18 protein-coding genes and 2 pseudogenes are annotated in these 21,447 nt (G+C 65.2%); 2 read left to right on the top strand and 18 right to left on the bottom strand.

Annotated elements, in window-relative coordinates:
• The first annotated feature begins 83 nt into the window (after window positions 1–83).
• A complete protein-coding gene (gene secA, locus BGI27_RS04025) occupies window positions 84–2,813 on the top strand; it encodes a preprotein translocase subunit SecA (protein WP_095523639.1) in 2,730 nt (909 codons plus the stop codon).
• 155 nt (window positions 2,814–2,968) lie between these two features.
• Here the strand turns inward: secA and ureG are convergent, their stop codons facing one another.
• The 17 genes and pseudogenes from ureG to BGI27_RS03940 all read right to left on the bottom strand — a co-directional run bounded on the left by ureG (window position 2,969) and on the right by BGI27_RS03940 (window position 18,729).
• On the bottom strand, window positions 2,969–3,568 hold the full coding sequence (ureG, locus tag BGI27_RS04020) for an urease accessory protein UreG (RefSeq protein WP_095523614.1): 600 nt from the start codon (window positions 3,566–3,568) through the stop codon (window positions 2,969–2,971).
• 281 nt (window positions 3,569–3,849) lie between these two features.
• Window positions 3,850–4,530, bottom strand: a complete 681-nt coding sequence (locus BGI27_RS04015; protein WP_095523613.1) for an urease accessory protein UreF — start codon at window positions 4,528–4,530, stop codon at window positions 3,850–3,852.
• A 42-nt stretch (window positions 4,531–4,572) separates the two neighbouring features.
• On the bottom strand, window positions 4,573–4,935 hold the full coding sequence (ureE, locus tag BGI27_RS04010) for an urease accessory protein UreE (protein WP_317984274.1): 363 nt from the start codon (window positions 4,933–4,935) through the stop codon (window positions 4,573–4,575).
• A gap of 122 nt (window positions 4,936–5,057) precedes the next feature.
• The gene (locus tag BGI27_RS04005) at window positions 5,058–5,585 is read right to left on the bottom strand and encodes a GNAT family N-acetyltransferase (protein ID WP_095523612.1); all 528 of its coding nucleotides are present in this window, start codon (window positions 5,583–5,585) and stop codon (window positions 5,058–5,060) included.
• A 9-nt stretch (window positions 5,586–5,594) separates the two neighbouring features.
• Window positions 5,595–7,356: pseudogene (gene ureC, locus BGI27_RS04000) on the bottom strand (urease subunit alpha).
• 76 nt (window positions 7,357–7,432) lie between these two features.
• Complete coding sequence (locus tag BGI27_RS03995; protein ID WP_095523611.1) at window positions 7,433–7,738, bottom strand: urease subunit beta; 306 nt, start codon at window positions 7,736–7,738, stop codon at window positions 7,433–7,435.
• 11 nt (window positions 7,739–7,749) lie between these two features.
• Entirely contained in the window at window positions 7,750–8,328 is a 579-nt protein-coding gene (locus tag BGI27_RS03990; protein WP_095523610.1) for a HupE/UreJ family protein, read from the bottom strand.
• A gap of 72 nt (window positions 8,329–8,400) precedes the next feature.
• Window positions 8,401–8,703 (bottom strand): urease subunit gamma, encoded by a 303-nt coding sequence (locus BGI27_RS03985; protein WP_095523609.1) that lies wholly within the window; start codon window positions 8,701–8,703, stop codon window positions 8,401–8,403.
• Between the two features lie 225 nt (window positions 8,704–8,928).
• Entirely contained in the window at window positions 8,929–9,726 is a 798-nt protein-coding gene (locus BGI27_RS03980) for an urease accessory protein UreD (RefSeq protein WP_170942902.1), read from the bottom strand.
• A 389-nt stretch (window positions 9,727–10,115) separates the two neighbouring features.
• Window positions 10,116–10,808, bottom strand: a complete 693-nt coding sequence (gene urtE / locus BGI27_RS03975) for an urea ABC transporter ATP-binding subunit UrtE (RefSeq protein ID WP_095523607.1) — start codon at window positions 10,806–10,808, stop codon at window positions 10,116–10,118.
• A gap of 70 nt (window positions 10,809–10,878) precedes the next feature.
• Entirely contained in the window at window positions 10,879–11,733 is an 855-nt protein-coding gene (urtD, locus tag BGI27_RS03970; RefSeq protein WP_095523606.1) for an urea ABC transporter ATP-binding protein UrtD, read from the bottom strand.
• Window positions 11,730–12,623 (bottom strand): annotated as a pseudogene (gene urtC / locus BGI27_RS03965) (urea ABC transporter permease subunit UrtC). Before urtC ends, urtD begins: the two are co-directional and overlap by 4 nt.
• A gap of 237 nt (window positions 12,624–12,860) precedes the next feature.
• A complete protein-coding gene (gene urtB / locus BGI27_RS03960; protein ID WP_095523605.1) occupies window positions 12,861–14,384 on the bottom strand; it encodes an urea ABC transporter permease subunit UrtB in 1,524 nt (507 codons plus the stop codon).
• Between the two features lie 261 nt (window positions 14,385–14,645).
• On the bottom strand, window positions 14,646–15,920 hold the full coding sequence (urtA, locus tag BGI27_RS03955; protein ID WP_095523604.1) for an urea ABC transporter substrate-binding protein: 1,275 nt from the start codon (window positions 15,918–15,920) through the stop codon (window positions 14,646–14,648).
• 112 nt (window positions 15,921–16,032) lie between these two features.
• Window positions 16,033–16,506 carry an SRPBCC family protein gene (locus BGI27_RS03950; protein ID WP_095523603.1) on the bottom strand — a complete coding sequence of 158 codons (474 nt, stop codon included), beginning with the start codon at window positions 16,504–16,506 and terminating at the stop codon, window positions 16,033–16,035.
• Window positions 16,507–16,606: 100 nt separating this feature from the next.
• Window positions 16,607–17,593, bottom strand: coding sequence for a bile acid:sodium symporter family protein (locus tag BGI27_RS03945; protein ID WP_095523602.1), 987 nt, complete (start codon window positions 17,591–17,593; stop codon window positions 16,607–16,609).
• A gap of 104 nt (window positions 17,594–17,697) precedes the next feature.
• Window positions 17,698–18,729 (bottom strand): zinc ribbon domain-containing protein, encoded by a 1,032-nt coding sequence (locus tag BGI27_RS03940; protein ID WP_095523601.1) that lies wholly within the window; start codon window positions 18,727–18,729, stop codon window positions 17,698–17,700.
• 288 nt (window positions 18,730–19,017) lie between these two features.
• Here BGI27_RS03940 and BGI27_RS03935 point away from each other — a divergent pair, with 288 nt between their 5' ends.
• Window positions 19,018–20,361, top strand: coding sequence for a diguanylate cyclase (locus BGI27_RS03935; RefSeq protein WP_095523600.1), 1,344 nt, complete (start codon window positions 19,018–19,020; stop codon window positions 20,359–20,361).
• Window positions 20,362–20,411: 50 nt separating this feature from the next.
• Here BGI27_RS03935 and BGI27_RS03930 read toward each other — a convergent pair whose 3' ends face one another.
• On the bottom strand, window positions 20,412–21,314 hold the full coding sequence (locus tag BGI27_RS03930; RefSeq protein WP_095523599.1) for a DMT family transporter: 903 nt from the start codon (window positions 21,312–21,314) through the stop codon (window positions 20,412–20,414).
• Window positions 21,315–21,447: the final 133 nt, after the last annotated feature.

The following is a 21,447-nucleotide window of genomic DNA, read 5'->3' as shown; positions in this document are numbered from 1 at the left end:
GATGGCGGGGTCAGTGCAACCCGGACCGGCTTCGGCTGCGTGATAGAATGCCCGTTTTGCCGCGTCTTCTCAATTTCCCAATCATGATCGCAGGCCTCCTCAAGAAAGTGTTCGGCAGCCGCAATGACCGGCTGGTCCGCCAGTACATGCAGAAAGTCCGCGCCATCAATGCGCTGGAGTCACAGACCCAGGCCTTGAGCGACGAGCAGCTGCGCGGCAAGACAGAGGAATTCAAGGCGCGCATCGCCAAGGGTGAAAACCTGGAGGCGATGCTGCCGGAGGCCTTCGCAGTGGTACGCGAAGCCGGTATCCGCGTGCATGGCATGCGCCACTTCGACGTGCAGCTGATCGGCGGCATGGTGCTCAACGACGGCAAGATCGCCGAAATGCGTACCGGCGAAGGCAAGACGCTGACCGCCACGCTGCCGGTGTACCTCAACGCGCTGACCGGCAAGGGCGTGCACGTCGTCACCGTGAACGACTACCTCGCCAGCCGCGATGCCGACTGGATGGGGCGCATCTACAAGTTCCTCGGCCTTTCGGTGGGCGTGATCTACTCGCAACAGCCGCAGCCCGAAAAGCTCGCGGCCTACGCCTGCGACATCACCTACGGCACCAACAACGAATTCGGCTTCGACTACCTGCGCGACAACATGGTCTACGAGGCCTCGCAGCGCGCCCAGCGTGGTCTGGCCTTTGCCATCGTCGACGAAGTGGACTCCATCCTCATCGACGAAGCCCGTACCCCGCTGATCATCTCCGGCCAGGCCGAAGATCACACCGAGCTGTATCACAAGATGGACGCCGTCGCCCCGCTGCTCACCCAGCAGGAAGGCGAGGACGACAACGTCACCAAGCCGGGCGACTACACGGTCGATCTCAAGCAGCATCAAGTGCTGCTGACCGAGCAGGGTTACGACCACGCCGAGGAGATCCTCGTGCGCCTGGGCCTGCTCTCCGAAGGAGCCAGCCTCTACGAGCCGGGCAACATCCTGCTGATCCACCACCTGTACGCTTCGCTGCGTGCCCACGCACTGTTCCACAAGGACCAGCACTACGTGGTGCAGAACGGCGAAGTGGTGATCGTCGACGAATTCACCGGCCGCCTGATGGTGGGCCGCCGCTGGTCCGACGGTCTGCACCAGGCCGTGGAAGCCAAGGAAGGCGTGCGCATCAATTCCGAGAACCAGACGCTGGCCTCGATCACCTTCCAGAACTACTTCCGCATGTACGGCAAGCTCGCCGGCATGACCGGCACGGCCGATACCGAGGCCTACGAATTCCATTCCATCTACAGTCTGGAAACCGTGGTGATCCCGACCAACCGGCCGATGATCCGCCAGGACATGAACGATCTGGTGTACCGCACCGCACACGAAAAGCACACCGCGATCATTGCCGACATCAAGGACTGCCACGAACGCGGCCAGCCGGTGCTGGTGGGCACCACCTCGATCGAGAATTCCGAGCTGCTCTCCGAGCTGCTTCAGCGCGAAAAACTGCCCCACAACGTGCTCAACGCCAAGCAGCACGCGCGTGAAGCCGAGATCGTGGCCGACGCAGGTCTGCCTGGCGTGATCACCATCGCCACCAACATGGCCGGCCGCGGCACCGACATCGTGCTCGGTGGCAACATCGAGAAGAAGATCGCCCTGGTCAAGGACGATGAAGCGCTCTCCGACGCCGACAAGGCTGCGAAGATCGACCAGCTGCGCGCTGGCTGGCAGACCGTGCACGAGCAGGTGCTGGCTGCTGGCGGCCTGAAGATCATCGGCACCGAGCGCCACGAATCCCGCCGCATCGACAACCAGCTGCGCGGCCGTTCCGGCCGTCAGGGCGACCCGGGCGCCTCGCGCTTCTACCTCTCGCTCGAAGATCCGCTGATGAAGATCTTCGGCGGCGAGCGTCTCTCCGCCATCATGCAGCGCCTGAAGATGCCCGAAGGCGAGCCGATCGAAGCCGGCATGGTCAACCGCTCGCTGGAATCCGCACAGCGCAAGGTGGAGCAGCGCAACTTCGACATCCGCAAGCAACTGCTGGAATACGACGACGTCGCCAACGATCAGCGCCGCGTCATCTACCAGCAGCGCAACGAACTGCTGGAAAGCACCGAGATCAGCGAAACCATCACTGCCATGCGTCATGGCGTGATCCATGATCTGTTCCGCACCCACGTGCCGGCCGAATCGGTGGTCGAGCAGTGGGATCTGCCCGCCTTCGAGAAGGCACTGAAGGCCGAATACGGTCTGGAAGCACCGGTCGTCGAATGGGTCGAACAGGATGACAAGCTCGCCGACGAAGACGTCCTCGCCCGCGTGATCGAGTTGGCCGACAAGGCCTATGCCGAGAAGATCCGCGACGTGAATCAGGAAGCCTGGGCCGACTTCGAGCGCAACGTGATGCTCAACAGCCTGGATCAGCGCTGGCGCGAGCACCTCGCCGCGCTGGATCACCTGCGCCAGGGCATCCATCTGCGCAGCTACGCGCAGAAGAACCCGAAACAGGAATACAAGCGCGAGGCTTTCGAACTCTTCGAAGCCCTGCTGGATGCCGTGCGCGTCGAAGTCGTGCGCCTGCTGATGACCGTACAGATCCGCGCCGAAACGCAGATCGAAGAAGTCGCCGAGCAACGTCCGGGTGTCGACAACGTGCAGTACCACCATGCCGACTACGACGAGGCGCTGGCCACGGCCGCGGCCAGCGAGAAGAAGCAGCTGCCCGTCGAAAACAACGGCATGCGAGTGGGCCGCAACGACCCCTGCCCCTGCGGCTCGGGCAAGAAATACAAGCACTGCCACGGCGCGCTGTCGTAAGCCCTGCCCCGTGCAATAAAAAGCCGACCTTGAAGGTCGGCTTTTTTGTCGCCGGGCCGCCCCAAGACAAAAAGGCGCCCCCTCGGGGGCAGCCCCCGCTCAGCGGGGGTGCGTGGAGGCTTTTTACGCCCCCAATGCCCGGCAAACCGCGCGAATCAGGCGGCCACCAGCATGCCCTGGCTTTCGATGAAGGCGATGATCGCTTCCAGCCCTTGCCCGGTCTTCTGGTTGCTGAAGACGAAGGGCTTGTCACCACGCATCTTTTTCGCGTCGTGGTCCATGACCTCCAGCGAGGCGCCCACCAGCGGGGCCAGATCGATCTTGTTGATCACCAGCAGATCGCTCTTCATGATGCCCGGCCCGCCCTTGCGCGGAATCTTGTCGCCGGCAGAGACGTCGATCACGTAGATCGTGAGGTCGGAAAGCTCAGGCGAGAAGGTGGCGGCGAGATTGTCGCCACCCGACTCCACGAAGATGATCTCCAGCCCGGGAAAACGACGGTTGAGCTGGTCGATGGCTTCCAGGTTGATCGAGGCATCCTCACGGATCGCGGTGTGCGGACAGCCACCGGTTTCCACGCCCAGGATGCGGTCCGGCGACAACGCCTCGTTGCGCACCAGGAACTGTGCATCCTCGGCGGTGTAGATGTCGTTGGTGACCACCGCGATGTTGTACTTCTCGCGCAGCGCACGACACAGCGCCAGGGTCAGCGCAGTCTTGCCGGAGCCGACGGGGCCGCCGATGCCGACGCGCAGGGGTTGGGATTAGGTCATATGGGTTTCCTCTGATTCAGGGGACTGGAGATTTGGCACTGGGAACCGGGAAAATCAGCGGACAGTCACGCGGCACCCGTTCATGCTTCGATACCTCAACACGAACGGGGTTGTGGCAGCGGGCAAGAACGATCCGGAATCCGTTCGCACCGAGGTATCGAAGTGCGGACGGATCGCACGACCGGCTTTTGTCATCAAGCTGCGGGTAGCGACGCTATCCGCAGCTTGCACAGTTCCACTTTCACACGCCCCGGTTCCCGTTTTCATGATCGGAACAAGCGCGTGTACTGCGTCTCGTGCAGGCAGCTCGCCAGCGTCATGCCCGGCGTGAAATTCTCCCAGGCTTCCTCTTCAGCGCGGCGGATGGCTTCCTGCGCCAGCGCAGGCAGATCGGGCGCCAGCGCCACCAGCATGCGCTGTCCGGCGGTCTGGCCGAGCGGCACGAGTTTCACGGCAGCCATCACCTGGTTTTCCAGCCAGGCCCACAGATAGGTGCTGGCGGCATCCTGCTCGCCGATCTGCCAGTGTGCCGCGGCAGCGGCCCAGGCGGTCGGAAAGGCGATCTCGGTCAGGCCCGCGTGCGTCTCACGCACGCTGTCCGGGATTTCCGGCAGGTCTCGCAGCAGACGCGCCAGTGAGTAGCCCATCTGCAACGTCTCCGCGCGCAGCTCGGCGGTTTCGCGCGTGGCGGTGAATTCCGCGTTCAGGCGCGCAACCCCGGCCACATCGCCGGCCTTCCAGGCCCGCATCAGACCGACCAGCGCCGGCGCCTCGCAACGCGCCAGCGCGAAATGCAATGCGTCGCGGATCCATTGCTGCGCGGCAGCTTCCGAAGTCACCTTGCCGCTTTCAACGGCCCACTCCAATCCTTGCGAATAGGAGAAGGCGCCGACCGGCAGGGCCGGGCTGGCGAGATGCAGCAGGCGGATGAGTTGAATATTCATGTCGACAGCATGCGTGACCGGAGATGCATCACCTGCCGCGCATCACTGCGCGCCGCCCATGACGTGAATCCTGGCTTCGGTGGCACCGCGCTCCGAATGGTGATGCCCGGGGGCGTAGGCGCCGGCCTCGGGCTCGAAGGGCGCGTCGAGCTTCACGAGCTGCACGCCCAGGCCTTCGAGCATGTGCTCCAGCACATGATCCTGCTGGATGCGCAACGCGCCATCAAGCACCTGCACAGCGACGTGGCGGTTGCCCAGATGATAGGCCGCTCGGGTGAGCTCCAGCGCATTGGCGCAACGCGCCTCGACCAGCGCCTCGGGCGCAGCGACCACTTCGACGATGCGGCCATCCTTGCTTTCGAGCCGGGCGCCGCCGCGCAGGATGGTGCCACGCGGCAGGAACAGCCCGATCTCCTAGCCGGAAGCGAGCTTCGTGCGCAGGCGGCTCTTGGTGCGGGCATCGAAATCGAGCACGAGTTGTTCGGTGGCCGGCGCATCGCCGGCGTAGAGGGATTCAATGAGGAGCATTACAGGTCTTTCTGGACGCTTGTGCCAAGTTTCTTGCCAACAATGATCAGCGAACGTTCGATGCCATCGAGCACGGCCACGTCCGGCAGGTCACCCCAGCGCACGAAGCCGAAGCGCTCGAACAAAGCGAGGCTTGGCCCGTTATGCCCGAAGATGGGGCCGATCAGGTTGCGCAGGCCGATGCCCGGGGCGTACCCGATGGCACGCTGCATCAGGAAGCAGCCCAGCCCCTGGCCGCGCTCGGCCGCGTCAACGTAGATCGACAGCTCGGCGCTGGCATCGTAGGCCGCACGGCTGTGGAAGGCGCTGAAGGAGAGCCAGCCGACGATGCACCCGGCACGCTCGGCCACCCAGATCGGGTGCCGTTGCGGGCTGTGCGCATCGAACCAGGCCTGCCGCTGCGCCACGCTGACCGGCTCCAGATCCGCCGTGACCATCCGGCTGGCGACGGTCTGGTTGTAGATCGCGACGATGGCGGGCAGATCTTCCTGCACCGCCTCGCGGACCTGCCACAGGGATTCCGTCATCGCCTCAGGTCAGAACAGGAAGTAGCGCTGTGCCATCGGCAGGCTGGTTGCCGGCTCGCAGGTCAGCAGTTCGCCGTCGGCGCGCACCTCGTAGGTTTCCGGGTCGACCTTGATCTCGCCGCACCAGTCGTTATGGATCATGTCCGCCTTGGTCACGCCACGGATGTTCTTCACCGCCACCAGCGGCTTCTGCAGGCCGAGGCCGGTCAGCGTGCCCTTGTCCAGTGCAGCTTGCGACACGAAGGTGAGCGAGGTCTTCAGACCGCCGCCGAAGCTGCCGAACATCGGCCGGTAGTGCACCGGCTGCGGCGTGGGGATCGAGGCATTCGCATCGCCCATCGCCGCGGCGGCGATCATGCCACCCTTGATGATGGTGGTGGGTTTCACGCCGAAGAAAGCCGGGCGCCAGACCACCAGGTCGGCGAACTTGCCGACTTCCACGGAGCCGACCACGTGGCCGATGCCATGGGCGATCGCCGGGTTGATGGTGTACTTGGCGATGTAGCGCTTGGCGCGGAAGTTGTCGTTCCTCTGATTCGTCTGCACGGCAGGCGACACGACGCTCCCCTCGCCCCTCGCGGGAGAGGGGTTGGGGGTGAGGGGGGCGAGCCAGCCTCTTTGCTGCTTCATCTTGTGCGCGGTCTGCCAGGTGCGGATGATCACCTCGCCCACGCGGCCCATGGCCTGCGAGTCGGAGGAGAACATCGACAGCGCGCCGACGTCGTGCAGGATGTCCTCGGCGGCGATGGTCTCGCGGCGGATGCGCGATTCGGCGAAAGCGATGTCCTCGGCGATGGCCGGGTCCAGGTGGTGGCAGACCATCAGCATGTCGAGGTGTTCGTCGATGGTGTTGACGGTGTAGGGGCGCGTCGGATTGGTCGAGCTGGGCAGCACGTTCTTCATGCCGGCGAGCTTGACGATGTCCGGCGCATGGCCGCCACCCGCGCCTTCGATGTGGAAGGTGTGGATGGTGCGGCCCTTGAAAGCGGCTGCGGTGTCTTCGACGAAACCGGATTCGTTGAGCGTGTCGGAGTGGATGGCGACCTGCACGTCCAGCTCCTCGGCCACGGCCAGACAGGTATCGATGGCCTGCGGCGTGGTGCCCCAGTCTTCATGCAGCTTGAGGCCGATGGCACCGGCTTCGACCTGTTCCCGCAGAGGTCCAGGCAGGCTCACGTTACCCTTGCCGAGAAAGCCCAAATTCATCGGGAAGGCGTCGGCCGCCTGCAGCATGCGCGCGATGTGCCAGGGGCCTGGCGTGCAGGTGGTGGCATAGGTGCCCGTGGCTGGACCCGTGCCGCCACCGATCATGGTGGTCACGCCGCTCATGAGCGCATCTTCGATCTGCTGCGGGCAGATGAAGTGGATGTGGGTGTCGATGCCGCCGGCGGTGATGATCATGCCCTCGCCCGCAATGACCTCGGTGGCCGCGCCAATGAAAATCGTCACGCCCGGCTGCACGTCCGGATTGCCGGCCTTGCCGATACCGGAAATGTAGCCACCCTTGATGCCGATGTCGGCCTTCACGATGCCCCAGTGGTCGATGATCAGCGCATTGGTGATCACCGTGTCGGCGACGTCGGCGGCCGGCAGCTGGCTCTGGCCCATGCCGTCGCGGATGACCTTGCCGCCACCGAACTTGACCTCTTCACCGTAGAGAGTGAAATCGCGCTCGACCCTCGACCACGAGGTCCGTGTCAGCCAGACGCACGCGGTCGCCGACCGTGGGCCCGAACATTTTCGCGTAGGCGCGGCGGGAGATATTTGCCATGCTCATTCCCCGTAGGGTGCGCCATGCGCACCGCGATATCGGTTCAATCAATGGTGCGCATCGCGCACCCTACGAATTACAACGCGCCCTGCACCAGGCCACGGAATCCATACACCTTGCGCTCGCCGGCGTAATCGACCAGCTCCACAGTGCGGCTCTGGCCGGGCTCGAAGCGCACCGCCGTGCCGCTGGCGATGTTCAGCCGCATGCCGCGCGCGGCCTGACGGTCGAAATCCAGCGCGGCATTGGTTTCCGCGAAGTGATAGTGGGAGCCGACCTGGATCGGGCGGTCGGCGGTGTTTTTCACCTCCAGGGTGAGCGTGCGGCGGCCCGGATTGAGTTCGAGGTCGCCGTCATCGACAAGCAGTTCGCCGGGGATCATCGCGCCGCTCCTCAGAAGGCCAGCAGCGCGGAGCCGAACAGCGCGACACCCAGCCCGGCGATGCGCGGCAGCCACACATGGCGGCTGAACACGAAATTGCCCAGTGCCATGCCCGACACGTGCAGCAGCGCCGTGCCCAGCACCATGCCGGAGAGCGCGGCCACGGCCTGATCGGCCGGCAGCTCGGCGCCATGCGCCAGGCCATGGAAGAGCGCGAAGGCACCCACCACCCCCGCGCCGGCAATCGCCGGCATGCGGATACGGGTGGCCACGAGCAGGCCCAGCACCACCAGCGAGGCGGCGATCATCGGTTCGACTCCCGGCACCGAAAGGCCGGCGAAAGCCAGCAGGCCGCCGACCAGCAACAGGCCGGCGAAGGCGCTCGGTGCCACCCACTGGGCGCGGCCGGCATGGCGGAAGGCCAGCACCGTCCATACGCCGACGGCAACCATGGCAGCCATGTGATCCAGCCCGATGAAGGGATGGGTGAAACCACTCAGAAAACCATGGTGAGCACTGCCATCCTGACCAACGTGGGCCAGGGCGAGCGTGGGGATCAGGGCGACGAGCGCGGCGAGGGGTCGTTTCATGGGGTTCTCCTGAAATGAATACAAACCTGTTCGTCGTCATCCTGGCCTTCGCAGGGATGACGACAGCCAGAATCAGATGATCGGGTGGTGGACGGTGACCAGCTTCGTGCTGTCCGGGAAAGTGGCCTCGACCTGGATCTCCGGGATCAGCTCGGCGATGCCATCCATGACATCGTCACGCGACAGCAGCGTGGTGCCGAAGCTCATCAGTTCGGCCACGGTCTTGCCGTCACGCGCGCCTTCCATGATCGCGGCGGTGATGTAGGCCACGGCCTCGGGGTAGTTCAGCTTCAGGCCGCGCCCCTTGCGCCGCTCGGCCAGCAGGGCCGCGGTGAAGATCAGCAGCTTGTCCTTCTCGCGTGGTGTGAGTTCCATGTTCCTGTCCTGTGAAGGGTTCCGGATCCAGCCGGAACTATCGGCATTTCCACCTGGCAACGCCAGGCATCGTCATTCCGGCGCACGCCGGGGTCCAATCCTGATCCGGGGGCAACGGCTTCCGGCCCGCCCCGGCATGACGGCGCGTGGGATACGGCGCCATCAGGTTCTCCAGATGCGCGGCGGCACCGCCGCGCGCTTCAATACGTGCGCCCGGGCGATGGCCTAGGCCGCCTCGAAATACTGCCGCGCATGCTCCGAAGAGTTTGACAGCAGACGCAGCACCGTCACATGCGGCAGCGCGGATACCCCGCATGCGCCGCTCCGGATGCGCAGTTCGCGCAGCTTGCCGACCAGCTCCGCGTCCGGCGCGGTGCCGGCGATCCACAGGCTGCCGAACACGGTGTGCCCTTCCAGTGCCACAGCGGAGCTCATGGCGGCATCGCCGCCGCCCAGCTGCATGGCTTCCTGCCACAGCGGGCGCCCCGCCTCGTCCTGCAGGCGGAAGCGCTGACGATAGCAGCCCTGGGCGAATTGCTCGCCGCTGGCCTGACGGCCCAGGCAGAGGATGTCCCAGCCGATGGCGCGCGCGCCGGGCGCCAGGGTGACGGTGGTGGTAGCCAGCGCATTGGCGCGGTCGAAGACGATGACTTCCTGCGGCAGCCATTCGAGCACCGCGCCGGGCGCCACCCGCAGATCCACCGCCTGCGTGGCCAGCGCCTGCTCGGCGCCGCGCGCCTTGTACCACTTGCCCGCCCCCGGCGTGGTGAGCTGGGCATGGGCACCGGCGGTGACTTCCACCTCGATCCGCAGCTGGTCGCCCCCGGCGATGCCGGCCGGTGGATGCAGCACCAGCACCTGGCAAACGCCCTCGCCTTCCGGATACAGGGCCTTCTGCACGCGCAGCGGCCCTTCGTGGCGGTTGCGCGCCAGCACACTGCGCTGCGCGCGGGCTTCGATCAGGAGATCCAGATGCGCCCGCCAGCAGCCGGCAAGTTGGGGGGGGAGATCGTCAGGCTTCATGTTCGGGCATTTCATAGCAAGACAGGTGCCACGCCATTTCATGGTGCAACGAACGCACTACACCCGGGTTTCAAGCACTTCCCAGCAGCAGGGCGCCCATGATCGCACCAAACGAGTGCAGCTTGCGGCACCACATTCGGGCGATTGCCGCGGGACGACGGCGCGCAACGCTCCCTACGGTCAGTGCCATTGAGTCAAGCCCTTCCCCCGGTGGCGTCATCCCGGCGAAGGCCGAGATCCAGAGCGAGCCCGGCACACTGGATTCCGGCTCACGCCGAAATGACGGTCAAGTTCGGACTTGATGGTGAAAGCAGAATGCGTGGGTGTGCCATGAACACCATGGGTCTGCAGCGGCCCTGATTCATATGAACCAGCGCAAGGGACGGTGCTCAGATCGCCACCAGCGACTTCACGTTCTCGGCCTGCATCTCGCTGCCCGGCCCGGCCTTGACGATCTCGCCGCGCGCCATCACCGCGTACTGGTCGGCCAGCGATTCGGCGAAGTCGTAATACTGCTCGACCAGCAGGATGGCCATCTCGCCGGATTCGGCAAGCTTGCGGATGGCCGCGCCGATGTCCTTGATGATCGAGGGCTGGATGCCTTCGGTGGGCTCGTCGAGGATCAGCAGCTTGGGGCGCATCACCAGCGCGCGGCCGATGGCGAGCTGTTGCTGCTGACCGCCGGAGAGGTCGCCACCGCGCCGCGCGAGCATGTCGCGCAGCACGGGGAACATCTCGTAGATGTAACCCGGAATGCCGCGCGAGGCCTTGCCGTTGGCGAGCCCCATGAGCAGGTTCTCCTCCACCGTGAGGCGCGGGAAAATCTCGCGCCCCTGCGGCACGTAGGCCATGCCCAGCGCCGCCCGCGTGTAGGACGCCGCCTTGGTGATGTCCCGCCCGGCGAAGGACACCGAGCCCTTGGCCACCGGCAGCAGGCCCATCAGGCATTTGAGCAGCGTGGTCTTGCCCACGCCGTTGCGCCCGAGCAGCGTGGTGACCTTGCCCGCCGGCAGTTCGAGCGACACACCGCGCAGCGTGTGGCTGCTGCCGTAGTACTGGTTGAGGTTGTCGATTGTCAGCATGTTGTGGGAGTGGGGAGCAGGGAGTGGAGAGTCGAGGACCGACCCCAGCCGACGCCCGACTCCCGACTCTCTACCTCCCTAAATAAACTTCGATCACCCGCTCGTCGTTCTGCACCTGCGCCAGCGTGCCTTCGGCGAGCACGCTGCCTTCGTGCAGGCAGGTCACCTTCTTGCTGATCTGCTTGATGAAGTCCATGTCGTGCTCCACCACTACCAGCGTGTACTTGCCGGCCAGTGAAAGGAAAAGCTCGCCGCTGCGCGCGGTTTCCTCGTCGGTCATGCCGGCGGCGGGTTCGTCGAGCAACAGCAGCTGCGGCTCCTGCATCAGCAACATGCCGATCTCCAGCCATTGCTTCTGGCCGTGCGACAGCAGCCCCGCCAGGCGATGTGCCTGTTCCTTGAGCTGGATGGTTTCCAGCACCTCGTGGATGCGATCACGCTGGGCGCCGCCGAGCTTGAAGAAAAGACTGGTCCAGATGCCCTTGTCCATCTTCATCGCGAGTTCGAGGTTCTCGAATACCGTCAGCTCCTCGAACACCGTCGGCTTCTGGAACTTGCGGCCGATGCCGGCGTGCGCGATCTGCGCTTCGTGGAGCTTGGTGAGATCGATGGTCTGGCCGAAGAAGGCGGTGCCGGTATCCAGGCGCGTCTTGCCGGTGATCACGTCCATCATCGTCGTCTTGCCGGCGCCGTTGGGGCCGATGATGCAGCGCAGCTCGCCCCGGTCGATGGCGAGGTTGAGCTTGTTGATGGCACGGAAGCCATCGAAGCTGACGGTGATGTCTTCCAGATACAGGATCACACCGTGGGTGGTGTCCAGCTGCTTGCGGTCCACCGGGCGCTCCAGGCCCACGGGGCGGTCGCTGACGCTCTGCCCGCTGCCCAGCGGTTGCGGTGCGGTCTTGCTGCTGAGGGCGGCGTTCATGAGCGCTCCTTGTTGAACAGGCCCACCACGCCGCGTGGCAGGTAGAGCGTGACGAGGATGAAGAGCAGGCCGAGGAAGTACAGCCAGTACTCGGGGAAGGCGACGGTGAACCAGCTCTTCACGCCGCTGATGAGACCGGCGCCCACCAGCGGGCCGATCAGCGTGCCGCGCCCGCCCACGGCCGTCCAGATGGCGATCTCGATGGAATTCGCCGGGCTCATCTCGCCGGGGTTGATGATGCCCACCTGCGGCACGAACAAGGCGCCGGCCAGGCCGCACAGCATGGCGGACAGCGTCCAGATGAAAAGCTTGTAGGGCAGCGGGTTATAGCCGGAGAACATCACCCGCGACTCGACATCGCGGATCGCGGCGAGCACGCGGCCGAGCTTGCTGGTGACGATTTAGCGCGCCAGCAGCAGGCTGCCGATCAGCAGCAGCGCGGTGAGGGCGAACAGCGCCACGCGGGTTTCCGGCGCGGCGATGGGAAAGCCCAGGATGCGCTTGAAGTCGGTGAAACCGTTGTTGCCGCCGAAGCCGGTTTCGTTGCGGAAGAACAGCAGCATGGCGGCGAAGGTCAGCGCCTGGGTGATGATGGAGAAATACACGCCCTTGATGCGCGAACGGAAGGCAAAGAAGCCGAACACGAAGGCCAGCAGCCCCGGCACCAGCACGGCCAGCAGCAGACAGTAGAAGAAGGAATCGGTGCCGGCCCAGTACCAGGGCAGTTCCTTCCAGTTGAGGAAGACCATGAAATCCGGCAGGTCGCTCTGGTAGTTGCCCTCGCGACCGATGGCGCGCATCAGGTACATGCCCATGCCGTAGCCGCCGAGCGCGAAGAAGATGCCATGCCCCAGCGAGAGGATGCCGGTGTAGCCCCACACCAGATCCATCGCCAGCGCCACCACGGCGTAGCACATGATCTTGCCGATCAGCGTCACCCAGTAGGTGGAGAGATGGAAGGCGCTGCCCTCGGGCACGGCCAGGTTCAGCACCGGCACGACGATCAGCGCGAGTGCGGCGAACGCGACCAGCGCGGTCCAGGCCCGGGGGCCGAAGAGGCGGGTGATGAGTGTCTTGTCCATGGTTTCGGTTTCGGATGACCAGTGATCGGTGATGCGTGACGGATGTCACTGCTCCACGAAGCGCCCCTTCACCGCGAACAGCCCCTGCGGCCGCTTCTGGATGAAGACGATGATGATGACCAGCACGGCGATCTTGGCGAGCACAGCGCCGGCCTGCGCCTCGATGAGCTTGTTGACCACGCCCAGGCCGAGCGCGGCATACACGGTGCCGATGAGCTGGCCGACGCCGCCCAGCACCACCACCATGAAGGAATCGATGATGTAGCCCTGGCCCAGGCCCGGCCCCACGTTACCGACCTGACTCAGCGCGCAGCCGGCCAGCCCGGCGATGCCCGAGCCCAGGCCGAAGGCCACGGTGTCCACGCGCGGCGTGGCCACGCCGACGCAGCCGGCCATCTGGCGGTTCTGGGTGACGGCGCGCACGAACAGCCCCAGCCGCGTGCGGGTGAGGATCAGCGTCATGCCGATGACCACCAGCGCCGCGAACACGATGATGGCGATGCGGTTCCAGGGCAGGATCAGGTTGCTCATCAGCTGCACGCCACCGGAAAGCCATTGCGGATTCTCGATCGGCACGTTCTGCGCGCCGAACAGCGAGCGCACGCTCTGGATCAGCACCAGGCTGATGCCCCAGGTGGCAAGCAGGGTTTCCAGCGGACGGCCGTAGAGATGGCGGATCACCAGCCGCTCCATCAACACGCCGACCAGCGCCGCCACCGTGAAGGCCACGGGAATCGCCAGCAGCGGGTAGAACTCGAACATCCCCGGCGCCCAGGCACGCACCAGGTTCTGGGTGACGTAAGTGGCATAGGCGCCGATCATGATCAGCTCGCCGTGCGCCATGTTGATCACCCCCATCAGGCCATAGGTGATCGCCAGCCCCAGCGCGGCCAGCAACAGGATGCTGCCCAGCGACAGCCCGGTGAAGGCCAGCCCGGCATATTCGTCGCGCTGCAGGCGCGCATTGATGGCGCCGATCGCGGCCTTGGCCTCGGCACGCACGGCGGCCTCGGGCTCGTTGCCCTCTTCCAGCAGGGGCAGCAGCAATTGCTTGAGCTCGGCCTCGTCGCTCTCGCCCAGCGTGCGCACGGCGGCCAGGCGCACGCTGGCGTCCTCGCTTTCCACCAGCACGCGCGCACGGGCGCTGGCCAACAGGGATTCGATGCTGGCCGGCTGCTCGCGCGCCAACGCCCTGTCGATCAGGGGCAGCAGCTCCGGCGTGGCATCGCTGCGGATGCGGCGCGCGGCCTCCAGGCGCACGGCGGGGTCCGCGGCGTCGAGCTGGATGGCGGCGATCGCCGCGCTGATGGCATTACGCACGCGGTTGTTCACGCGCACGTCCTCGGCATCCTCGGGCTGCTCGGCCAGCATCTCGCCAGAGGGCAGGACATGGAGCGCGACGGGGTCGCCGGAAACGGCGATCTCGCCCAGCGCGGCGACCTTCTCATCGTTGTCACCACTGGCCAGGCGCAGCAGCAGGGGCTCGGGCAAGGCGGCTCGGGCTCCCGCGAAGGCCAGCAACAGGCCGAGGGCAAGAACGAGGCGGGCAAGGATTCGGGCAGGCGTCATGACAGTCCGGCTTCTCTGTTGAAACAGGATCGCGCCCGGGGCGCGAAGGCTGCGCAAGCCATGCAAGGCTCCGCAGGTTGCGGCCGGATACCTCCGGCCGCGCGGTACATTGCCGGGGGAGCCCGCCGGCCGGAACGATTCCGTCATTCCGGCGGATGCCGGAATCCAGAAGCTTCACGCGGATCTGGATCCCGGCCTTCGCCGGAATGACGCACCCCATGCAGGGTGGCGCCCAACCGACCGGCTTCCCCCGAAGGTGGCTTACTTCTTCTCGGGTTCGTCCTTCTTGCCCTTGTTCTCGGGGATGTAGGGGCTCCAGGGCTGCGCCTTGACCGGACCCTTGGTCTTCCACACCACGTCGAACTGGCCGTCCGCGCGGATCTCGCCGATGAACACCGGCTTGTGCAGGTGGTGGTTCTTCGCATCCATGGTGGACACGAAGCCGCCCGGCGCCTTGAAGGTCTGGCCGGCCATGGCGGCGATCACTTTGTCGGTATCGGTGCTCTTGGCCTTCTCGACCGCCTGCGCCCACATGTGGATGCCGATGTAGGTGGCTTCCATCGGGTCGTTGGTCAGCGGCTTGTCCTTGTGGCCGGGGATGTTCTTGGCCTTGGCATAGGCACTCCATTGCTTCACGAACGCGGTGTTGGTCGGGTTCTTGATGCTCATGAAGTAGTTCCAGGCGGCCAGGTGGCCCACCAGCGGCTTGGTATCCACACCGCGCAACTCTTCCTCACCCACCGAGAAGGCCACTACCGGCACATCCGTGGCCTTCAGGCCCTGGTTGCCCAGCTCCTTGTAGAAAGGCACGTTGGAGTCGCCGTTGATGGTGGAGACCACGGAGGTCTTCTTGCCTTCGGAAGCGAACTTCTTGATCTTGGCGATGATGGATTGATAGTCGCTGTGACCGAAGGGGGTGTATTCCTCCAGGATGTCGGCGTCACTCACGCCCTTGGACTTCAGGAAAGCGCGCAGGATCTTATTGGTGGTACGCGGGTACACGTAGTCGGTGCCCAGCAGCACGAAGCGCTTGGCCGAGCCGCCGTCCTTGGAGAGCAGGTATTCCACCGCCGGGATGGCCTGCTGGTTGGGCGCGGCGCCGGTGTAGAAAACGTTCTTGGAGAGTTCCTCACCCTCGTACTGCACCGGGTAAAAGAGCAGCGAATTGAGTTCCTCGAACACCGGCAGCACCGACTTGCGCGACACCGAGGTCCAGCAGCCGAAGGTCACCGCCACCTTGTCCTGGGAGATCAGCTGGCGGGCCTTTTCGGCGAACAGCGGCCAGTCGGAGGCGGGATCGACCACCACCGGTTCGGGCTTCTTGCCCAGCACGCCGCCCTTGGCGTTGATCTCGTCGATCGCCATCAGCGCGGTGTCCTTGAGCACCGTTTCCGAAATGGCCATCGTGCCCGACAGCGAATGCAGGACGCCGACCTTGATCGTGTCGGCAGCCTGAACGCCGAACGAGACAAGACCGGCCATCGCCATGGCGGCGGACACGGCCGAGACCTTGATGAAGCTGCGACGAGATTGCATGTGAGGCTCCCTGGAAAGTGGTGGTGGCAGGCGGCAGCCGTCTGCCGCGTGTCGCCACTGTAGGGAGGCGCCCAGCCGGATTGAATACGTCAGAGTGCGTAGGGATGCGTAATCAGGCGAGGGTCAGCGCATGCTCGTCGAGTTGCTGGATGCAGATGCCCCAGCCCTCGTGGAAGCCCATCTGCTCATGCTGGAGGCGCGCCTCGGTGGTCGCATGCATCACGTGGGCGCGATAACGCGTGCCGCCTTCCTCATCGGCGAAGGTGAAAATCGCCGTCATCGGCATCCAGGGATTCGGCGCCGGGCGCCAGCCCGCGAGCAGGGTGCTGGTACACACGATGCGCTGGAAGGGCACGATCTCCAGGAAGCAGCCGGGGTTGTCGCTGGTGCCGCCATCGGGGCCGTGCATGAAGGTGTGGAAGGCCCCACCGGGCCGGAAATCGAAGGCGCGGACCTCGGTGACCCAAGGCTTCGGGCACCACCATTCCTTGAGCTGCGCGGGGTCTGACCAGGCCTGCCAGAGCCGGGTGCGCGACGCGCGCAGCAGACGGTCGACATGGAGATCGAGTTCGGCATTGGGGTACATGCTTCAATCCTCGCGGGAGCCGGCAACAACTTCAGCCTAGCGCGCCCGGCGCGGAGCACAACCCCTCCGCCAGCAGGGCTGATCCCCGCTGACGGCCGGCTCAGGCGTCCGGATCCACCCTGGCGGCATAGCGCCGCGCCATCAGCGCGCAGACGAAAAGCTGCAGCTGGTGGTAGAACATGATCGGCAGCACGATCACGCCGATGGCAGGCTGGCTGCCGAAGAGCAGCTTGGCCATCGGCACGCCGGAAGCCAGCGTCTTCTTCGAGCCGCAGAAGACCGCCGCGATCTCATCCTCGATCTCGAAGCCCGCGCGGCGCGCCGCGAAACGCGACAGCCACAGCACGATGGCAAGGATCACGGCAGCACCGATCAGCGTCTGCACGATCAGCCAGACGCCATGCTTGCTCCACAGCCCGTCGGCCACCGAATCGCTGAACGCTGAGAACACCAGCAGCAGGATCACGCCGCGATCGATGACGTTGGTGTACTTCTTGTAGCGTGCGAACCACGCCCCCCACAGCGGACGCAGCACCTGGCCGACAACGAAGGGCAGCAGCAGCAGGCGCGCGATGTTGAACATCGCCTCACCCAGGTCGAGCTGGCCGCTCTGCCCCATGAGCAGGCTCACCAGCAGCGGCGTGAGGAAAATGCCCAGCAGGGTCGACAAGGTTGCGTTGAAGATCGCGCCCGGCACGTTGCCGCGCGCGAGGCTGGTCATCGCCACGGAAGATGAGATCGTGGAGGGCAACGCGCATAGATAGAAGAAGCCGAACATCAGATCCTGCGGCAGCCAGCGCCCCACGCCCAGATTCAGCACCCACCACAGCAAGGGAAACACCCCGAAGGTGAATACCTGCACCAGCACATGCAGCTTCCAGCGCGAGATACCGCGGCGCAGATTCTCGGTGGAAAGCCCGATGCCGTGCAGGAAAAAAATGAGGAAGATGCCGTAATCGGACAACGTGTCGGCATGTATCCAGCCGCCGCTGCGGCCGATATCGGGGACAAAAGAGGCAACGATCACCGACAGCAGCATGCCGGCGAGGAACCAGTCACGCGCGAGTTTCTTGAGAATGTCTAGCATGGGAAAGGGGAAGTACGCAGAAACAGTCCTGCATGCTAGGCCAGGTCAGCGCTGCCGGCTATCGCCATGACGACAGAAGATGTCGCGAAATAGCCACTCCGGCGTCACCAGAACCAGAACCACACCGCCAGGAAGGCGCCTACGGCCAATGCATAGAACACCTGCTCCCGGCTCAGGGATATCTGGAAGCGCACGATGGCCGGCTCCGGGCCCGCCGCTCTCCGTCCACGACCGATCTGCACGGCAGGCGCTCCCTGCCCGCCCAGCACCGTGGTAGGCGCGCCATGGGCGGAAGCATCCATTGGCAGCGGACGATGCCCTGCCGCGCCTCGCACCTTGCGGCGTACCAGCTCGCTGCCGCAGACCTTGCACCGCGCAGCGAGTGGTTGGCGGTGCCCGCACTGCGCGCAGCGCGTATAGGCATCCGGCACAGGCCTCGCCACCGCGGGCGACAGTGCCGGGCGCCCCGCCACCGTGGCCTGGGCACGCGTTGACGGCGGCCGCGGGGCAACGACGGGAGCTGGCCGGTCGAACTCTTCCACGCTGGCGGAAACCCTCGGCAACTCGTATTCGGTCCGTAGCAACGCCAGTTCGGCATCCCTTTTCGGAAGCTGACGATGCCCGGGCCGTTTGCCGGCACGGGCCGTCGCGGGCGCCGGGTTTTCGCCGCCCGCACGCTCGACCTCCAACTCCGCCAACATGCCCATATGCGCCAGCCGGACGATGTACCCCGCCCCGTCGCGGGCACTCAGCCCCCGTTTGAGTACCGCCTTGTTCCCGCTGAACAGGGCCAGCAGCTCAGACGGCGGCAGACGGAACGTCTTGACGGCGGCGGCCATGACGGCAGGACGGGTGAAGCCCTGGACGACGCCTCCCCAATACACCAGCTTGAAACGCGCCATGATCTCGCGGCCGCCACTGGGCTGCACCTCGGCCTGCAAGCCCAGCCCGCGCAGCACGGCAAGATAGCGTCTGGCGGACTCCTCCCCCAGACCACGCTTGAGCGTCACCCGCTGGCCGCAGAACAGGCGCTCCAGCTGCGCGGCCCCCAGCCCCAGGCGTGCCGCCACGGCAACCCTCACCGCCCGTGCTTCAAACCCATCGAGCAAAAGCCCATGGAATACGATGTCGTACATCCTCCCTCCGGAAGCTTCGCAGACACAGTACCCCGTAAGTATCGTTCTGGTGTCGCCAAGACACTGATCTGGCGACCCTTTTTATAAGCTGAAGGCCTTTCTGGCCACTCTGGCGCGGAAGTATAAGACGCCACCCGCAACAGGGTCATCGCCGGCCGTCTCCCCCAGCGCGCTTCTGGCCGATCGAACGAACCGTGCCGCACGCCCTGGCGGACCGCGACGAAGGCTTGACGCTGATCCCCGGATGCTCCAGCCTGAAAGCACCCTTCGGCCACCCTTGCACCCAGCATGTTTTCACTCGCCGAGCTCAACGCGGTTCTTGCCGCCCTGCCCGACCCGGTTTTCGTCCTGAGTCGTGATGGCCGTTACATCGCGGTACTGGGAGGCACGGATACGCGCTATTACCACGACGGCAGCTTTCTCATCGGCAAGACCGTACATGACGTGCTGGTACGGGAGAAAGCCGACTGGTTCGTCGGCGAAATCGCGAAAACCCTGGAAAGCAGGCAGCTACAGGTCGTGGAATACGCACTGGCGGCAAACGATATAAGGGGTCTGGCCAGCGCGGGGCCGTCACAGCCGATCTGGTTCGAAGGGCGCATCCAGCCGCTTCCCTTCTGCATCAAGGGAGAGGAAGCCGTCATCTGGGTAGCCAGCAACATCACCGCACGCCATGAACTGGAACTGCAACTGCGCCATCAGGGCGAGACCGACGCACTCACCGGCGTCTGCAACCGACACCATTTCGAGCACATGGCCGAGGTCGAACGCGAACGCGCCCAGCGCTACGGGCATCCGATCTCCCTGCTGATCTTCGACGTGGACCACTTCAAATCGATCAATGACAGCTGCGGCCATGAAACCGGCGACCGCATGCTGCAGCAGGTCGCCCAGGTGGTGCGGCACAACACCCGCGAATCGGATCTGGTCACGCGCTGGGGCGGCGACGAATTCACCGTGCTGATGCCACACGCCGATCTCACCCACGCCGCCGAAGCCGCGGAAAAACTCTGCCGGGCCGTAGCCGCACAAGGTTTCGATGAAGGGCTCAAAGCGAGCATCAGCATCGGCGTCGCAGAATGGCATCTGGATGTCGAGGACATCGAACTCGCGCTGACCAAGGCAGATGAGGCGCTCTACCGGGCCAAGGCTCAGGGCCGCAACAGGGTTGCCATCCATACACCGAGCGACGCACCGGAAGACGATGCACCGGAACTGCATGTGGTGCGCCTGCTGTGGCGGCGCCATTTCGAATCCGGCCACAGCCGGATCGACGCGGAGCACCGCCGCCTGTTCGAAAGCATCGACCGGCTTCAGACCCTGCTGGCCGATACGAGCAACCTCTCATTCGAAGAAACCTGCGCCGCCATAGACCAGCTCATGGCCGACACCCGCGCACATTTCGCTAGCGAGGAAACGGTGCTCGCCTCACTGGCCTGGCCGGGGCTGCCGCGGCACAAGGAAGCCCACTACTACCTGATCGCCCAGGCCCAGGCCCTGCGCGAAGCCCTGCGGCAAACGCCCGCCTGGCCGCAGGTATCGCAACTGGCGCGTTTCCTGATCGTCGACGTCATTGCCAATCACATGCTGCGTGAAGACCGGCAGTTCTACCCGTGGCTGAAGCGGGGGTGAGGCAACGCCTCTCCGCCTGACCCACACCGAGGTCCAGGCCGGGTTGCGCCCTATTTCTTTCTCTGCGGCTGCCAGGTCGTGATCAGGCCTGCGATCACGATGGCGACAATGCCGGCCCAGGCGGCGGGCGACAGGTGTTCGCCCCAGACGAACACCCCGTAGAGGCTGGAGAACACCACCGTGGCGTAGCCAAGGCTGGCGGTCACCAGGGTGCGGCCATAGCGGTAGGCGCGTGTGAGCGAGAGCTGCCCCACACCGCCGCAAATCCCCACGGCAAGCAACAGGCTCCATTCATTCAGACCGGCCGCCGCGGCGTTCGAGGGCATGCTCAGAGACACGGGGAAGGAGAGCGTGCTCATCATCATGGAAAGGATCAGCACCGTGCGCCATTCCGGCTCGCCGGCCCGTGCGAGATCGCGCAGGTTGAGCAGGGCCACGCTGGAAAGGAAGGCCGAGCAGACCCCGAGCAGCACGCCCACCCATTGACTGGAGGAGAACGAAGGCTGCAGCAGCATCGCCACGCCCACCAGCCCCAGCACCAGACCAAAGACGAGATAAGCCGGCGGACGCTGGCGGAAGGCGAACAGGCCCGCCATGATCAGTGCCGAGGTGTTGTTGAGCGTGACCGCGGCGGCCAGCGGCAGCAACGAGATCGCAGCGAAGAACATGATCATGGAGGTCGCCCCCGCCGCCGAGCGCGCAAGGTGGCTGCGCCAGTGCGGCGTGCGCAGGCTGGCGCCCTGCCACAGCATCCAGCCGCCGATCAGCACCACGGGGATGAGGCCCCGGGTCAGCACGGTCTGCCCGGCATTGAAAAACGGCGCGACAAGCTTCACGCAGGCCCCCATGGTGGCGAACATGAAGCACGAAAGCAGCATCCAGAAGATGTTCACGGAATTGATGGCGATGGACAGCAAGCGCAGGAGGATAGCGCGCCAGCCCTTGCTGCCCATGCCCTGGAACAAAAGTTTCCGGGCGCGGACAGGGCGTGTCCGGTTGAGGTGCGCGGTGCGCACCCTACGCGATCGGCACGGATTTTGGCGGTAGGGTGCGCCACGCGCACCATGGGTCTGGATTCCGAGCGTC

Origin of the sequence: Candidatus Dactylopiibacterium carminicum, assembly GCF_014736495.1 — a bacterium.
In the GTDB taxonomy this organism is placed as follows: domain Bacteria; phylum Pseudomonadota; class Gammaproteobacteria; order Burkholderiales; family Rhodocyclaceae; genus Uliginosibacterium; species Uliginosibacterium carminicum.
The sequence above is the reverse complement of the archived record's forward strand: the minus strand, read 5'-3'. Positions and strand labels throughout refer to the sequence as shown.